Source organism: Seohaeicola sp. 4SK31 (genome assembly GCF_028802875.1).
In the GTDB taxonomy this organism is placed as follows: Bacteria; Pseudomonadota; Alphaproteobacteria; order Rhodobacterales; family Rhodobacteraceae; genus Seohaeicola.
The window spans coordinates 1-17,192 of the sequence record NZ_JARAMP010000004.1; the positions used below are offsets into that span (position 1 = coordinate 1).

Annotated in this window: 13 protein-coding genes; 1 reads left to right on the forward strand and 12 read right to left on the reverse strand. The window is 64.9% G+C overall.

The features are described from left to right. Positions 1-219: 219 nt before the first annotated feature. The gene (locus tag PVW27_RS04330; RefSeq protein ID WP_274555449.1) at positions 220-1,239 is read left to right on the forward strand and encodes a 4Fe-4S dicluster domain-containing protein; all 1,020 of its coding nucleotides are present in this window, start codon (positions 220-222) and stop codon (positions 1,237-1,239) included. Here PVW27_RS04330 and PVW27_RS04335 read toward each other — a convergent pair. The 12 genes from PVW27_RS04335 to PVW27_RS04390 form a co-directional block, all read right to left on the reverse strand. Further along, positions 1,154-4,072 carry an error-prone DNA polymerase gene (locus PVW27_RS04335; RefSeq protein ID WP_274555451.1) on the reverse strand — a complete coding sequence of 973 codons (2,919 nt, stop codon included), beginning with the start codon at positions 4,070-4,072 and terminating at the stop codon, positions 1,154-1,156. The genes PVW27_RS04330 and PVW27_RS04335 overlap by 86 nt on opposite strands. Positions 4,073-4,181: 109 nt before the next feature. Further along, entirely contained in the window at positions 4,182-5,042 is an 861-nt protein-coding gene (locus PVW27_RS04340) for a class I SAM-dependent methyltransferase (protein ID WP_274555453.1), read from the reverse strand. 69 nt (positions 5,043-5,111) lie between these two features. Further along, on the reverse strand, positions 5,112-5,600 hold the full coding sequence (locus PVW27_RS04345; RefSeq protein ID WP_274555455.1) for an RNA pyrophosphohydrolase: 489 nt from the start codon (positions 5,598-5,600) through the stop codon (positions 5,112-5,114). 63 nt (positions 5,601-5,663) lie between these two features. Beyond that, positions 5,664-6,998, reverse strand: coding sequence for a S41 family peptidase (locus PVW27_RS04350; RefSeq protein ID WP_274555457.1), 1,335 nt, complete (start codon positions 6,996-6,998; stop codon positions 5,664-5,666). Continuing rightward, a complete protein-coding gene (locus PVW27_RS04355; protein WP_274555459.1) occupies positions 6,999-8,144 on the reverse strand; it encodes a murein hydrolase activator EnvC family protein in 1,146 nt (381 codons plus the stop codon). It lies immediately after the preceding gene. Further along, positions 8,141-9,658: a 2,3-bisphosphoglycerate-independent phosphoglycerate mutase gene (gene gpmI, locus PVW27_RS04360; RefSeq protein WP_274555460.1), complete on the reverse strand. Its 1,518-nt coding sequence runs from the start codon at positions 9,656-9,658 to the stop codon at positions 8,141-8,143. The genes PVW27_RS04355 and gpmI overlap by 4 nt, the downstream gene beginning before the upstream one ends. Positions 9,659-9,782: 124 nt before the next feature. Next, positions 9,783-11,096 (reverse strand): M16 family metallopeptidase, encoded by a 1,314-nt coding sequence (locus PVW27_RS04365; protein WP_274555462.1) that lies wholly within the window; start codon positions 11,094-11,096, stop codon positions 9,783-9,785. Further along, complete coding sequence (locus PVW27_RS04370; RefSeq protein ID WP_274555798.1) at positions 11,096-12,373, reverse strand: M16 family metallopeptidase; 1,278 nt, start codon at positions 12,371-12,373, stop codon at positions 11,096-11,098. Before PVW27_RS04370 ends, PVW27_RS04365 begins: the two co-directional genes overlap by 1 nt. Before the next feature lie 151 nt (positions 12,374-12,524). Beyond that, the gene (locus PVW27_RS04375; protein WP_274555463.1) at positions 12,525-13,055 is read right to left on the reverse strand and encodes a DUF3035 domain-containing protein; all 531 of its coding nucleotides are present in this window, start codon (positions 13,053-13,055) and stop codon (positions 12,525-12,527) included. Between the two features lie 53 nt (positions 13,056-13,108). Beyond that, the gene (lspA, locus tag PVW27_RS04380; protein ID WP_274555465.1) at positions 13,109-13,579 is read right to left on the reverse strand and encodes a signal peptidase II; all 471 of its coding nucleotides are present in this window, start codon (positions 13,577-13,579) and stop codon (positions 13,109-13,111) included. 87 nt (positions 13,580-13,666) lie between these two features. Continuing rightward, positions 13,667-15,259 (reverse strand): bifunctional phosphoribosylaminoimidazolecarboxamide formyltransferase/IMP cyclohydrolase, encoded by a 1,593-nt coding sequence (gene purH / locus PVW27_RS04385; RefSeq protein ID WP_274555467.1) that lies wholly within the window; start codon positions 15,257-15,259, stop codon positions 13,667-13,669. Positions 15,260-15,301: 42 nt separating this feature from the next. Then, a complete protein-coding gene (locus tag PVW27_RS04390) occupies positions 15,302-17,050 on the reverse strand; it encodes a heparinase II/III family protein (protein WP_274555469.1) in 1,749 nt (582 codons plus the stop codon). Positions 17,051-17,192: the final 142 nt, after the last annotated feature.

The window sequence follows — 17,192 nt, forward strand, 5'->3', positions numbered from 1 at the left end:
ACACATCCAAACCAGCATAATGTTCCATAGGTCGTTCTCCTCACGCCTTATATACATGAGGCCAACATACCGGACCTCGTTCGCCACTGGAGAGCGACCGCCGCAATCACACCATGTGGTTTGGCCGGGCTATCGCGGGATTGTGAGTATTTGCGGAACGATGAAGGGGCGCGCAAAAATCCTTGCGCGGCGGGGTGGGTGCGGGTGTAGCCTGTCATCATGCCACGTCAGAACCCGCATCGCCCTTTTGTTCCCGATCCTGCGCAGATGGCGCTGGCCCCGCCTTTGTCGGGCAATGCGATCAACGGTCTGGGCGAGGAGGCCGCGCGGCCTGCGCGCGTGGTCTATTGGGCTCCTGATCCCGACACGATCCCCCATGGGGCGATGCAGCGGTGGTTCTATACCGTCGATCCTGATGCCGCACCCATCGTGGCGGCACGCGCCGCGCGGCAGATGATCCTTGCTGCTCCCTTGGCCGATCTGGCGGGCCCGCCTGTGGAGCGCCCGTCCGAGGAATGGACCGAGTCCCTGACGCGATTCGTCGAGGATGGTATCTGCGAAAAGACCGGCGTCGCGGTGATGGATACAGGATGGGTCTATGAAGGCCAGAGCATCCCGCAATCGCGGGTGATCATGCTGGGCGTGCAGCATGATTTCGACGCGATCAGCACCGCGCCCGAGGCCGAGGCGGGCGGCGAGGTGATCCGCCAATATGGCCGCGCGGCCGCCGCCGCCAAGACCGTGGCCAGTTGGTTGCGCCAGCAGGGCTGGGAGGCCGAGCCGGTGACCGGCCCGATGGCGGGCAAACTGCTGTTGATCCCGCCCGCGCTGGCCTGCGGGTTTGGGGAATTGGGCAAGCATGGATCGATCATCGACTCCGACATGGGCGCGTCCTTTCGCCTTGCGGCGGTGCTGACCGATGCGCCCTTTGCGCCCACCCCGCCGCAGAGCTTTGGCGTGGACGATTTCTGCGCCAGTTGCCGCATCTGCGAGGATGCCTGCCCGCCTTTCGCCATCGCGCCCGAAAAGCAGACCGTGCGCGGCGTGGACAAGTGGTATGTGGATTTCGACCGCTGCCTGCCTTTCTTCAACCAGACCAATGGTTGCGCGATCTGCATTGCCGTTTGCCCGTGGTCGCGCCCCGGTGTCGGCCTTAACCTTGCGGCCAAGCTGGCGCGGCGCGCGGCGCGGGTGCAGGGGTCAGAAGCGGACGCAGCAGCGCCAAGGGATGCGCCCTGAGCGACAGGCGCATGGCGACGTAATCCTCGACCACCTCCTCGCCCAGCGTCATCTGCGGCAGATGGGCGGCGGGCTCAACGATCCCCTCGCCGTCCATGTCCAGCGCGAAGAGCGGCAGGGGCGCGGCGGCGGTCAGGGCCTTGGCCTCCCACAGGGCCTGACGGCGGTTGAGGCCAAGGTCGGCGAAGGCATCCGCCTCGGCCAGTCGTGCCACTACTACAGGCGACAGCCCCGCGCGGCGCCAGACATCCGCCACCGTGGGATAGCCATTGCCACGCGCGGCACAGAGCCACGCGGCATCATCCTCGCGCAGGCCCTTGATCTGGCGGAAACCCAGACGCAGCGCGAGCCCGCCCAGACCGTCGGGTTCCATCACATTGTCCCAATAGCTGTTGTTGACGCAGACCGGCCGCACCTGCACGCCATGTTCGCGCGCGTCGCGGATGATCTGTGCCGGGGCATAGAAGCCCATCGGTTGCGCGTTCAGCAGCGCACAGGCGAAGATACCCGGATGATGGCATTTGAGCCATGCCGAGGCATAGACCAAGAGCGCGAAACTGGCGGCATGGCTTTCGGGGAAACCGTAGCTGCCGAAACCTTCGATCTGGCTGAAACACCTCTCGGCGAAGTCCATGTCATAGCCGTTGCGTGCCATGCCGCGCAGGAACCGCGTGCGGAACGCGGACACATTGCCGTGTTTCTTGAAGGTGGCCAGTGACCGGCGCAACCTGTCGGCCTCGTCCGGGGTGAAGCCTGCGCCGATGATGGCGATCTGCATCGCCTGTTCCTGAAACAGCGGCACGCCCAGCGTCTTGGCCAGCACCGCGCCCAGCGCGTCTGAGGGAAACTCCATCTTCTCCTCGCCATTGCGGCGGCGCAGGTAGGGATGCACCATATCGCCCTGAATGGGACCGGGGCGCACGATGGCGACCTCGATCACCAGATCATAGAAGCTGCGCGGTTTCATCCGGGGCAGGAAGTTCATCTGCGCGCGGCTTTCCACCTGAAACACACCCACGGAATCGGCGCGGCACAGCATGTCATAGACGCGCGGGTCTTCGGGCGGCAAGGTCGCCAGCCGGTGCCGCGTGCCATGATGCTGCGCGATCAGGTCAAACGCCTTGCGGATGCAGGTCAGCATCCCAAGGCTGAGAATATCGACCTTGAGGATACCCAAGGTATCAATGTCATCCTTGTCCCAGCAGATGACGGTGCGGCCCTCCATCGCGGCATTCTCGATGGGGACCAGTTCGTCCAGCCGCCCCTCGGTGATGATGAAGCCGCCGACATGCTGGCTCAGGTGGCGGGGAAAGCCTACGATCTCATGGATCAGAGCCATGGTGCGGGCCAGTCGCGGCTCGGTCGGGTCCAGCCCGATTTCGCGCAACCGGGCATCCTCGGTGCCGGACATGCCGTAGAAGCCCCACAGCTGCGAGCTGAGCGCGGCGACGGTATCCTGCGACAGGCCCATGGCCGCCCCCACCTCGCGGATGGCGCGTTTGCCGCGGTAGTGGATGACGGTCGCACACAGCCCGGCGCGGTGGCGACCGTAGCGGTCATAGATATGCTGTATCACCTCTTCGCGCCGTTCATGCTCGAAATCCACGTCGATATCGGGCGGCTCGTCGCGGGCTTCCGACACGAAACGCTCGAACACCATCGTGCCGATCTCGGGCGAGACCGAAGTGACGCCAAGGCAATAGCAGACCACAGAGTTCGCCGCCGATCCGCGCCCTTGGCATAAGATTCCGCGCCCGCGCGCGAAATCGACGATGTCATGCACGGTCAGGAAATAGGGCTCATAGTTCAGCTTGGTGATCAGGGTCAGCTCATGTTCCAGCATCCCGCGCACGCGGTCGGGCGCACCCTCGGGATAGCGCCAGTCCAGCCCGGCAAGGGCCAGGCGGCGCAGACGGGCAGCGGCTGTTTCGCCCCCTGTCACCTCGGACGGGTATTCATAGCGCAACGCGTCCAGCGAGAAGATCAGGCGATCCGCCAAGGCGCCCGCGCGGTCTACGGCGGCGGCATGGGGTTCGAAGAGGCGGCGCATCTCGGCCTCGGACCGCAGGCGCTGCTCGCCATTGGCCAGCGCCGCGCGGCCCAGCCTGTCAACCGTGGTGCCGGTGCGAATCGCGGTCAGCACATCGGCCATCTGGCGGCGGCGCCCCTCGTGCATCAGGGGCGTGGCCGAGGCGAGCGTGGGGATGCCCAGATCAACGGCCAGCTTTGCCAGACGGTCGAACCGCGCGCGGTCCTGCCCGTCATAGCGGGGGGCCATCACCAGATGCATCTGGCAGACCAGGCGGCGCGTCAGGGCGCTTGCCAGTGGCAGCCAATCGCGCGCGCCGCTGTCAGGCCTTGGCGGGTGCAGCAGGAAATGCAACCCTTCGGTCTGCCCCTCCAGATCGGTCAGGCGCAGATCGCAGCCCCCCTTGGGCGCGCGACGGCGGCCCAGCGTCAAAAGGCGGCACAGATGCGCCCAGCCGGTGCGGTTCTCGGGCAGCGCGGTCAGCACCAGCCCTTCGGCCAGATGCAGCGTGGCGGCGGGGATCAGACGCGGGCAGGTGAAACGCGGACCCTGATCCTCTGGCGCGCGAGCCGGATCGGGCGGGCCGATGATCCCATGGGTGGCCAGATGCGCCTGACGCTCGGCCACCTGCCGCGCAATCTCGCGCGCCGTGGCATGGGCGCGCACGATGCCCGCGACCGTGTCCTGATCCGCGATGGCAATGGCTGTGAGGCCAAGCGAGGCGGCACGCTGCATGAATTCCTCGGGGTGGGACGCCCCGGTGAGAAAGGTAAAATTCGAGGTGATGCACAGTTCTGCGAACATGACCTTGCAGTATATTCACGTTTTGTTCTTTTTCGAGTCCTATCATCGGGATCACCTGCGGCAGATGGCGCAATTGAGTATTTGGGGAACGATGAAAGGGGCTGCCGTGTCAGGCTTTCGGGCGCAGGCGCATCAGAAGGTAGATGTTGAACCGCGCAAAATTCTCGCGGTTGCGTGTCTGCTGGTTCAGGCGCTGATCAAGGCGTGCGCGTTTGCGTTCGCTGATCAACGTACGGATCGCGCGGCGCAGAAGCCAGCGCAGGCGGGGTTTGTGGCGTGCAAGGTCCTGATCCACGCGGGTCAGGCCATAGCCGAAGACGTTGAACAGCCCTTGCTCGATCTCGACCGACGGGGCGGCGGACAGGGTGACATCCTCCTCGCTGACGATGTCGAGAGGGAGGGTGGCGAGCGTTTCGCGGAAGGCGACGATGCGGTGCCCCCCACCAACCGGAGCCAGCATCCGGTCGCCGGTATATTCGGGCGTGCGGAAGCAATCGGCCACGATGATCTCGCCCCCCGGCGCCAGCAGCGTGAGGCATTTCGGCAGGCCCTGATCCAGTGGGATATACTGGAAACTTTCGGAGAACAGGCAGAGGTCGAAGCTGGCCGGGGCGGCGGTGAAATCCTCGAACATGCATTCATGGACGCGCGCTGCAGGCGCATTCGCGCGGCAGCGGCCGGCCAGAAAGGGGCTGGGCACGACGATATCGACCGAGTGACCGAGGGCCAGCAGCTTTTTCGCCGTCTCGCCCGCGCCGCCACCAATATCAAGGATGCGGCAGGGCCGGTCAGGCAGCAGCGCGAACAAACGATCCGTATAGGCCTCCTGCGCGGCGCGCAGGTTGGCCGCGCTGACCTCCAGCCCATCCCAAAGCCCGTAATGCAGATTCTCGGCCCCGGTCAGCCATTTGGTGAATGCCAGCCCGACATCAAGGCCAATGGCCTGCGTATTGATCTTGTCCTGTCCCATGCGCCGCACCTAGCGGAAAGCAAAGGTTCTGGGAAGCAATTTTCGTCAGTCAGGGACGGGTTTTCGCCCTCAGATCAGCGGGCCGAATTCCGCCAGCACCGCAGCATAGACTGCCCGCTTGAAGGGGACGATGTGATCCACCAGATCGGACGGGTCCAGCCAGCGCCATTCCGAGAATTCGGGATGGCTGGTCAGGATATTGATCTGGTCATCACTGCCGTGAAACCGCATCAGGAACCATTTCTGGCGCTGCCCCCGGAAACGGCCTTTCCAGATGCGCGGGACAATCTCATGCGGCAGGTCATAGGGGATCCAGTCGGCAGTCTCGGCCACCACGCTGACCAGATCGGGGGTCACGCCGGTCTCCTCCCACAGTTCGCGCAGCGCGGCGTCATGCGGGGCCTCACCCTCGTCTATGCCACCTTGGGGCATCTGCCAGGCCGGCGTGTCATTGTCGAGCCGCTGACCCACAAAGACCTCACCCCTGTCATTGCACAGCATCACGCCGACGCAAGGACGATAGGGCAGCAGGGCTATCTGTTCAGGGCTGGGCGTCATAGCGCTCTATTCCGGCATTCAAGGGACATGCCCCGCACCGCAAAGGTGCGAGGCAAAGGCGCGTCAGCGAACCGGACCAAGGGCCGACAGCCCCTTGAGGATATCCAGCGCATAGGCCAGCTGGTAATCATCCTCGCGCAGCTTTGCCGCCAGTTCCGCCTTGGCGCGGTCTTCTTCGATCTGGCGAATCTGATCCTCGGACAGGCTGTCATTGTTCAACGAACCGCGCAGATCTGCCTCGGACCGACCGGGAGGGGTCGTGCCCTCTTCATCCTCGGCCTCGGGGCGGCGCGGCGGCTGATCCACCACGATATCCGGCGAAACACCAAGCGCTTGGATCGAGCGCCCCGACGGCGTGTAATACCGCGCAGTCGTGAGGCGCATCGCACCATCGCCCCGCAAGGGCATCACGGTCTGAACCGAGCCTTTGCCGAAGCTTTTCGTGCCGATCACCACGGCGCGACGATGATCCTGCAACGCCCCCGCCACGATTTCCGAGGCCGAGGCCGACCCGCCATTGATCAGCACCACGATGGGTTTACCCTGCGCCAGATCGCCTGGCGTGGCATTGAACCGCTCCCCATCCTCGGGGTTGCGGCCACGGGTCGAGACGATCTCACCCTTCTCCAGAAAAGCATCCGACACGCGGATCGCCTGGGTCAACAGACCACCGGGGTTGTTCCGCAGGTCCAGAACCACCCCTCTGATCGCATCGATACCGCCCGCCTCCTCGATGGATTCGGCAAGCCCGCTTTCAAGGTTGGCATAGGTTTGATCGTTGAAGGTGGTGACGCGCAACACGACAGTCTGCCCCTCGGTCCGGGTCCGCACCGCCGTCAGTTTGATGGTATCCCGGATGATCGAGATGTCGAAGGGCTCGGTGGTTCCCTCGCGCAGGATGGTGATCACGATCTCGCTGCCAACAGGACCGCGCATCATGTCCACCGCCTGATCCAGCGTCAGACCCATCAGGCTTTGCCCGTCCACATGGGTGATGAAATCGCCCGCCTCGACCCCGGCGGCATCGGCAGGTGTGCCGTCGATCGGCGAGACGACCTTGACGAAACCCTCTTCCTGCGTGACCTCGATCCCCAGACCACCAAACTCCCCGCGTGTCTGCACCCGCATATCGGCTGCGTCCTCGGGGGACATGTAGCTGGAATGCGGATCAAGCGAGGTCAACATCCCGTTGATCGCCGCTTCGATCAGTTCGTTGGTATCCACCTCTTCGACATATTGGGCGCGGATCCGCTCGAAAATGTCGCCGAAGAGGTCAAGTTGCTCGTAAACCGAACTGTTCTTCGCCGATTCCTGCGCCAGAAGCGGTGCTGCCAACTGCGTCGTGGCCAGGACCCCGACCATCGTTCCACCGATCGCGGCCATCACGAACTTGTTCATCTAGTCTTCCTCTCGCGTTGCGAACCATGCTTCCGGATCGACCGGCGCATCATCCTGCCTGACTTCGATATAGAGCGTCTCGGGGCGCCCGGTTCCAGTCCCATTTCCGGAATTGGCCAGAATTTCGCCGATCTCCGCATCCTGCCCCCCCATCAGCCCGATCGGACTGCCGGCTGGGATCACTTCTCCTATCCCACCATAAACCACATCCAGACCGGCAAGCACGAAAAGAGTGCCGGCCTGAGGCTCGAGAATCATCACGTTTCCGTAGTCCAGCAACGGCCCCCGGTAGCGGATCGTCGCGGCCGTGGGCGCCGTGACAAGCGCGCGCGGGCGGGTGGCGACCAGCAGGCCGGGGCGCGTGATTCCCGCCGAATCCGCCTCTCCGGCCCGGCGCAGAATCTGTCCCTGCACCGGCAGAGGCAATGTCCCACGCAGGTTCGAGATATCGGGCAGGTCCGCACGATCCTCGTCGGTCGTCATCTCGGACAGGCCGCTGGCAAAACCTTCCAGCGTTTCGGTCGAGGCGATCAGGATCGCGGTCCGCACCGGATCTTCGGTAAAGCGGCGTGGCAGATCGGTGCGGTCGGCAACAGCCTGGGACAGGGCCGTGCGCGCCTCCTGCACGCCATTCAACCCGTTCTGCAAGGTCTCGACCGCGTTCTGTTGCAAGATCCGAAGGGTCGTTATCTCGGACAGTCTTGTGCGCAACTCGTCGGCACGCGCGCTCAGCGCGGGCGTGACATCGGTCAGGATCATGCCCGAACGTGCGGTGCCCACCGGGCCCGCGGGATGCAGCAACATGGTCGGCGAGGGCCTGTCCCCCATGCTGAGCAGAACGCCCAGAAGCTGCGCCACCTCGGCCTCGCGGGCTTGCAACTCGCGGGTCAGACGCGCCTCGCGCAGGCTCGCACGGCGCAGCCCGTCCCGCATTGCTTCAAGACCGTCCTCGAAAGCGGCCACGGTTTCGGTCAGGGCGCGCACCCGGTCGCGGGCCGATTGTGCCTCATCAAGTTGCCGGGTCGCCTGTTCCAGCCGCACGGCAGCGGCACGCGCCGCCTCGGCGGCCTCACCCTCCGACTGGGCCAGCAGGGGGCCAGTGACCAGCGAAATGATCAGGGCGGCAAAGGCAGCGGCACGGATCATACGATCAGGCTTTCTCCGGTCATCTCCGGCGGTTGCGGCAGCCCCATCAGTTCCAGAAGAGTGGGTGCCAGATCGGCCAGCCGTCCGGGTTTCAAGCTGACACCGGACGGCCCGCCCACAAGGGCAACGGGGACCGGGTTGAGTGTGTGGGCTGTGTGCGGCCCGCCCGTGTCGGGGTCTATCATGACCTCGCAATTGCCATGATCCGCCGTGACGATCATCGCGCCGCCCACCTGTTCCAGGGCGGCGACGACGCGGGCAAGCCCCTGGTCCACCGCCTCGCAAGCGGCGATGGCGGCTTTGAGATCGCCCGTATGCCCGACCATGTCGGGGTTCGCGTAATTGACGACGATCAGATCGTAACCATCCTGGATCGCCTGCACGAAATGGTCAGTCACCTCAGCGCAGGACATTTCGGGTTGCAGGTCATAGGTTGCGACCTTGGGCGATGGAGCCATATAGCGGTCCTCGCCTGTCTCGGGCTGTTCCTCGCCGCCGTTCAAAAAGAAGGTAACATGGGGGTATTTCTCGGTTTCGGCCAGCCGGAACTGGCGTTTGCCGTGCTTTGCCGCCCATTCGCCCAGCGTGTTCACGATCTCTCGGGAAGGAAAAACCGTCGTCATATAGGCGTTGTGCGCCTCGGAATACTCGACCATGCCCAGACAGGCCGCCCAAACGGGGCGCGCGCCCGCGTCAAAGGCCGCAAAAAGCGGCGCGGCCATGGCCGCCAGGATCTCGCGCGCCCGGTCGGCACGGAAGTTGAGACAGAACAACCCGTCCCCATCGCGCGCGCCTGCATAGTCGCCGATCACGGTGGCCGTAATGAACTCGTCGGTTTCGGACCGGTTGTAACCCGCAGTCACGGCGGCATGGGCCGACGCCGCGTGAAGTCCCTTGGCATGGACCATCGCCTCATAGGCCTCGGCCACGCGCTCCCATCGGTTGTCGCGATCCATCGTGAAATAGCGCCCGGTCAGCGTGCCGATCCTTGCCCCGTTCGGCATCGCTGCCTGAAGGTCCTCGAGGTAGCCATAGGCGGATTTGGGCGCCACATCACGCCCGTCGGTCACAGCATGCAGCACTACGGGCACGCCTGCCTGCGTGATCGCGCGCATCGCCGCAAGGATATGGCTCATATGCCCGTGCACGCCCCCATCCGACACCAGACCGATCAGATGCGCTGTCCCACCCGATGCTTTCAACGTGGCGATGAACGCTTGAAGGGCCGCGTTGGTGAAGAACGATCCATCCTCGATCGCAAGGTCAATCTGGCCAAGGTCCATCGCCACCACGCGGCCTGCGCCGATATTGGTGTGCCCCACTTCGGAATTGCCCATCTGCCCGGTCGGCAGGCCCACATCCGGACCATGTGTGATCAACAGGTTATGCGGACAGGTCGCGATGATCCGGTCGAAGGTCGGGGTGTTCGCCAATGCGGGGGCGTTCGCGGTGCGATCTTCCCGGTGGCCCCAGCCGTCCAGAATGCACAGCACCACGGGTTTCGGGGTGGTCATCGTCCAGTTCTCCTGCCTGATAGGGTGCCTCTTACCCTGTTGCGGCGCAGGGGTGAACCTGTTTCAGGCGGATGCGACCCCATGCAGCGCCGGGATCGCGGTCGCAGGGATTTGAGGCGCGGGTTCAGTTCGACGTCCCTGTCAGGCCTTCGGGCTGCCCCACGACGACGAAACTCAGCGCCGCAGGGTCCAGCACCTCCCGCGCGACGCGGTTTACATCCTCCAGCGTGACGGCATTCACCTTGTCATTGCGGGTCGCGGCATAGTCGATGGGCAGGCCGCGCATCTGCATGCCGACGATGATGTTGGCAATCGTGCCGTTTCCGTCAAACCGCAGGGGATAGGCCCCCGTCAGATAGGTCTTGGCGTTCTCCAGTTCCTCGGCAGTGACACCCTCGGTCTGCAACCGTGTCCATTCGGCGCGGATCACGTCCACCGCCTCGGCCACCCGGTCATTGGCAGATGCCACCGATCCGCCCCATGTCTGCGCGTGATCGCGGTCAGCCAGATAGGTGTAGATGCCATAGGTCAGGCCGCGCTTCTCGCGCACCTCGGTCATCAGGCGGCTTTCAAACCCGCCGCCGCCCAGAATGTGATCCAGAATGAAGGCAGCAAAGAAATCGGGGGCTTCCTGACCGACACCCGGCTGGCCGAACAAAACAACAGATTGCGGGGTCGGAAAATCCACGACATCAACACCACCCGGAAAGACCGGATCTGCCGGCCCCGGCATGGCGGCACCCGTGGCGGGCAGGTCGCCCAGCAGCTTGTCCAGAAGGGTGCCAAGCTCGGCTTCCGTGATATCCCCCACGGCAGAGACATAGATGCGGTCCCGCGCCAGCGTTGCGGCATGGGCGGCGCGCAGATCGTCACGGGTCAGGGCGCTGACCGTTTCGATCGTACCATCCAGCGAGGAGGCATAGGGGTGATCCCCGAAGATCAGCCCGTCAAAGCGGCGCGCGGCGATGCTTTGCGGATTCTTCTCGTCCGACCGCAAGCCCGACAGGACCTGGGCACGGACCCGCTCGATGGCCTCGGCGTCGAAACGCGGCTGGATCAGCGACTGGCGCAGCAGATCGACCGCCGCATCCCGGTTTTCGGTCAGGAACTGGGCCGAGACGGACAGCGCGTCATCCGAAACGGAATAGCGGAACGAGGCGGCCAGGCCGTCGCGCGCGCGGGCAAAGGCGCGCGCGTCCATTTCGCCCGCACCCTCTTCCAGCAGCGCTGTCATCAGGTTGGTCGCCCCACGCTTGTCCATCGGTTCGACGGATGCGCCACCGCGAAAACGGACTTCCAGCGCGGTGAAGGGGATCGTGTGATCCTCGACCAGCCAGGCGGTGATGCCGCCGGGACTGACGACTTCCTTGATCTCGATCGCAGCGCGCGCGGGCAGCGCCGCCAGCGCCAGCATCAGCGGCAGAATGAAACGCATCATCACTGTGTCACCTCCTCGGCCATCAACCAGCCGGTCACGGCCTGCCTGCGATCCAGCACCATCCGCGCCGCCGCCATCACGTCGTCGGCAGTCACCGCCTGCAGGATGTCGGGCCAGGCCTGCACATCCTCGACCGTCAGGCCCTGCGTCAGGGCGCGACCATAGCGGTTGGCGATACTGTCCACGTTGTCGCGCGCATAGATCTGCGCGGCGCGCAGTTGCATCTTGATCCGGTCAAGCTGTTCGGGGTCCACCCCTGTCGTCAGAAACTCGGCCAGAACCTTGTCCATCGCGGCCTCGGCCTCCTCGAGCGTCACACCTTCGGAGGGCACGACAACAACGTCGAAGGTCGTCTTGTCCAGCGACATGCCGCTGTAGAATGCCCCGGTGAAGGTCGCGACCTGGCTGTCGAACTGCAAGGCCTCGGCCATCACCGATGTGGTGCCGGAGCCCAGCACCTCGGCCAGAATGGTCAGGGCGGCGGCGGTATCCTGCGCGCCGCTGTCGCGTTCGGGGGCCAGATAGGACCGGCTGACATAGGGCTGCGCCACCCGCGCATCGCGGAAGGTGATCCGGCGTTCAGCGGTCTGGGGCGGCTCGGTCGGGCGGAGGCGTTCGGGCAACGCGGGATTGGCGGGGATCGGCCCGTAATGCTCTTGGGCCAGCGCGCGGACCTCGTCGGGAGTCACATCCCCTGCGACCACCAGAATGGCGTTGTTCGGCGCGTAGAACCGTTCGTAGAAGGCCAGTGCGTCATCGCGGTCCAGCGACACCATCTCATGACGCCAGCCGATGATCGGGACGCCATAGCGATGGTTGAGGTATTGCACCGCGTCCTTCTGCTCGCGGAACAGGGCGGCGGGGCTGTTCTCGACCCGCTGGTTACGCTCTTCGATGATGACCTCGCGCTCGGTCGCGATCTCGGCATCGTCAAGGCGCAGGTTGACCATGCGGTCCGCCTCCATCTGCATCATCAGACCCAGACGATCCGCCGCGACCCGCTGGAAATAGCCGGTATAATCATAGCTGGTGAACGCGTTGTCCTGTCCGCCGTTGCGCGCCACGGTGCGCGAAAACTCGCCCGACTCCATCGTCTCGGTCCGCTTGAACATCAGATGTTCCAGAAAATGCGCGATACCGGAGGCGCCAGCGGGTTCATCCGCGGACCCGGCCCGATACCAGACCATATGGACGACGACGGGCGCGCGATGATCCTCGATCACCACCACATCCATACCGTTATCGAGCGTGAAATGCGTGACCTGCTCATCAGCCATCGCAGGACGGGAAAGGCCCAGTGTCAGGCTCAGAGCCAGTGACACGGCGGCGGCAGTCAGTCGGAACACGGGTGTCCTCCTCGGATTGGATCAATGCAAGGATAGGCAGTCGCCGTTCAACCGCAACCCGGACTGACGCAGATGTGACGGATCAGCGCCGCTCGGGCGGCGGTGCCGAGGGTGTGGCGACTCCCATCCGGCGGAAGCGGCGCAGTTCGGCATAGGGATCGGTCATCTCGGACTGATAGACCTCGTGATAGCGGTCCACGTCGCGGAAAATGCGGAACTTCGTGAACCGCGAGCGGCTGCGCTGGAACTCGGCATCCTCGGCCGCAAGGGTCATGCGGATATCGCTTGAGATACCGTTGCGGGCGGCATGCTGCACCAGCGCCGCGTCCGACGCGGCGACGCCCTGCGGCACCAATGCACCGGGGCGTCCGCCCAGAGCGGCCACACCATCGGCCAGCGGGTTCTGATCGGTCAGGTTGGAGCCGCCCGGAGTGGGCGCAGGCAGGCTGGCGACCTCGGTCGGCATCTCCAGCGGCTTGCCGGGCAGGACCGAGAATTCATCCGGCCCCGCGCCCATCGACCGCAGATTGCGCAGGTTGAGGTCTCCCTCGGGCCTTGAACAGGCCGACAAGGCCAGTATGGCCACCAAGATCATCCCATGCGGCAGACGCATTGCCACCCTCCTGACGTTATCGGTTCCAGCTTTAGACCATCAACGGCGGATCGTCACGGGGCCTTTTTCTCTGGCGTGAAAAGAACCAGACCAATCGCCCCGGCAAAGATCGAGATATCGGCGATATTGAACGCATAGGGATTCTCGATCCCGCAGCAGGACATGTTCAGGAAATCCGCGACCGCGCCATACAGGACACGGTCCACCACATTGCCCAAAGCACCGCCAACCAGCAACCCGGCCGAGATCAGACCCCAGCGTCCCGGCGGATCCCTGCGCACCCACCACAATACCCCACCGGAAATCACCAGCGCCACCGTGATCAACAGCCAGCGCGCCAGATCCGAGGCCTGCGCGAACAGTCCGAAATTGATTCCGTAATTCCACGCCATGCGCAGGTTCAGATAGGGCGGAAATACGTCGATCGCGCCCAGATAGGCCAGATCCAGCAGGTGCACGACCAGATATTTCACCGCCTGATCGGCCACAAAGATCGCCAGCGCGACCCAGAATACCAGCCTCATCTGTCCTCCTTGCCGCCGCGTCTGCCCTTGGGCGCGACTCCTGTTTCTTCTTGCCTCAAATATCCCCGCGCGGCGCGCGGTCCCACTTCAGTGCCGGAAATGCCGCATCCCGGTAAAGACCATCGCCAGACCCGCTGCATCCGCCGCCGCGATCACCTCGTCATCGCGCATCGACCCACCCGGCTGGATGACTGCCGTCGCCCCCGCCTCGGCTGCGGTCAGCAGGCCATCGGCAAAGGGAAAGAACGCGTCCGACGCCACGACCGACCCCTGCGTCAGCGGTGCCGACAGGCACAGCGCGTCTGCCATGTCCTGCGCCTTGCGCGCGGCGATGCGGCAACTGTCCACGCGGCTCATCTGCCCGGCACCCACGCCGACCGTAGCCCCGTCCTTGACATAGACGATGGCATTCGACTTCACATGTTTCGCCACTTTCCACGCAAACAGCAGATCCGCCAGTTCCGCATCCGTCGGCGCGCGTTTCGTCACCACTTTCAGATCATCGGCTGTGATATGGCCATTGTCCTTGTCCTGCACCAGATACCCGCCCGACACCTGACGCCATGTCAGTGCGGCCTCGGCCGGATTGGCAAGGCCCGGCGTGATCAGCAGGCGCAGGTTCTTTTTCGCGGCAAAGAGATCGCGCGCCCCCTGATCGGCACCGGGCGCGATGACGACCTCGGTAAAGATCTGCGCGATTTCCTCGGCCGTCGCGACGTCCAGCGTCCGGTTCAGCGCGATGATCCCGCCAAAGGCGCTGGTGCGGTCGCAATCGAAGGCGCGCGAATACGCCTCTCTCAGCGTGGCCCCGCGCGCCACACCGCAGGGGTTGGCATGTTTGATGATCGCGCAGGCCGGCCCGTCAGATGGCGCGAATTCGCTGACCAGTTCGAACGCCGCATCCGTGTCGTTGATGTTGTTGTAGGACAGCTCCTTGCCCTGCAACTGCTTGGCCGTGGCCACGCCGGGGCGCGGATTGCCGTCCACATAGAAGGCCGCCCCCTGATGCGGGTTCTCGCCGTAACGCAGCCCTTGCGCCAGCTTGCCTGCCGTCACCCGGCGGCGCGGGCTGGCCTCGCCGATTGCCGCCGCCATCCAAGTAGAGACCGCTGCGTCATAAGCCCCGGTCCGCGCATAGGCGATCTGCGCCAACCGCTGCCGGAAAGCCAGGGAGGTCGCGCCGTCATGCGCGGCCAACTCGTCCAGAAACGGCTGATAATCCTCGACATCCACCACGACGTTGACGAAGGCATGGTTCTTGGCCGCCGCGCGGATCATCGCAGGGCCGCCGATGTCGATATTCTCGATGCAGGTGTCATAATCGGCACCCTTGGCCACCGTCTCTTCGAACGGGTAGAGGTTCACGACCAAGAGGTCGATTTCCTTGATCCCGTGGGTGACCATCGCGCCGACATGGGCGTCATTGTCCCGCAGCGCCAGCAGCCCGCCATGCACCGCCGGGTGCAGGGTCTTGACCCGGCCATCCATCATCTCGGGAAAGCCCGTCACATCGGCCACATCCTTGACCACCAGCCCCGCCGCCCGCAGCGCCGCCGCCGATCCGCCCGTTGACAGCAGCTCGATCCCCCGCGCCGCCAGCGCATGCCCCAGGTCCAGCAGGCCGGTCTTGTCGGATACGGAAATCAGCGCGCGGCGCACTGGGTGCAGGTCGGTCGTCATGGTTCTTGGCCCCCGAGGTCGTCGGCCCCTTATCGCAGGGGCCTAAAGTGTCACATCCATCTCGTCCCGGTTCAGGTCACGGATACTGATCGGCGTATCCTGCGCCTTGGTCAGCGACCACCGGGTGCGGGTCGCATAGTCCATCGCGCGACCGGATAAAACGATTTGTTTGGTCGCACGCGGGGCAAGACGTCCTTTTTCAAGGTAAACACTCGGCTCCAGCGACATCTCGGCCCGGCTGTCATGGCGGAACACCCACAACTCCCCGCTTTTCAGGGCCAGCGACACGGCTGTGCCGCCCATATCGACTTCGGCCTCGACCTCGGGATGCAGGTGAAAGCGGATGGCAAAGGGAATCCCCTGCAAACGCACGGCATCCATCTGCCGGTCAAAGGTCTTTTGCGCGGCACTGTTCAGCGCGATCAGCAGATCCTCACCCGCCAGCCCGCTGCCGTCGAAGGTCAGTTCCAGCGTGCGCGCATGGGTCAGGCCATGGGTGCGGACATAGCCGTCATGCCCACCCTGAAACCGCAGCCCGTCCGGGGCCTGTGACATCTCGACCGGCACATCGCGCGGAGTGTCCATCAGCCATTCGGCGCGCCCGGGGATGCCCCCTTTGGCCTTGCCCAGACGCGCGCTGGAGTAGCCCGCCAGTGTCAGTGTGGAATGGCTGGGGGTCGCGCGCCCGGCCCGCCGCCAGTCGGCACCGAACGCGGCACCCGACCCGCAATTGACCACGACGGGCCGCCGCCCCGAGGTCAGCTCGAAGGCCAGTGTCGAGGCATGTGCATTGACCGAGGCCACACCCGCAGGGGGCGGTGCCGCATCCACGATGATACTGCTCCGCCCTGCCCCCAACCGGGCAAACCCCATGGACAGCCCCTCGGGCATGCGTCCCTTGGCGCCCGAGGCCGCCAGCGCCGCGTCCAGCCGCCCTTCAAGCCCGCGCCCGCCACCGTGGAACCGGGCCAGTCCGCCATCCGAATGGCGCAGGGTGCGCAGGCTTGGCGCGATACGGTCGATCGCCTCCAGCAGATCTGCGGGCACGCTGCGCCCGGCCTCGCTCAATGCAGCGGCCGACCATGTCAGAAGGGTAAAGACCTCCAGCAATTCCTCGGGGTTGCGGGTGGGTATGCCGCCCTGCGCGTCCACCTGGACCCGGCAATCGCGCGCCAGTGCGCGCATCGCCGGATCGACCAGCCGTTCCATCCCTTGCAACGACAGGCCCGCATAGATCATGCCCGTCAGCGCCTCGATGCGCGGCAGCCCCGGCGAGGCCGCGCGCCAGCGCCGCCCCAGAAAGATCGCCTGTTGCGCCAGTGACCGGTAAAAGGCTTCGGACGCCGCCTTGTCCTGACCGCGCAGCACGAACAGCGCGTGATGGATCCAGCGGATGACCCGCCGTCCGGTCAGATCGGGTGTCCAGCCCGGTCCCTGCCCGCGCCCGAACCTGTCGATCCAGCCCCAGAGCCAGCTTTGCGCCAGTGACCGTGTCGCGCCGTCACCCACGGCGGCCAGATCGTCCATCCAGCCGAATCCGTGCAGTTCGTCCTCGAACAGGTCGTCCGGTGCCCCAATCTCCCACAGGGATTGTCCCGGCGCCTCGACAAGATGACCCGCGAACAGGTAGTTGCCCGCCACAAGCTGCCGTCCGCGCGCGAAACTGCCGATGGTGCGAGGTTCGGGCTGGCTAACAAAGCCGGTGGCCGGGCGGCTCAGCGTGCTCAGCCGCGCATGAAAGCGGTGCATCCAGCGCCTGCGACGCGCCGAAAAGCTGTCGGGTCGGGACATTGCTCTGCCTCTCGCGCGGGTTGACGCGTCTTTGGGGCAGCATAGCGCGGCCCATTCTGCAAGTCACCGCTGAATTCCCCGGCGGGCTTCTTCTTGCCCGAAATATCCTCGGGGGAGGCGTTCAGCGCCGCTGAACGCCGGG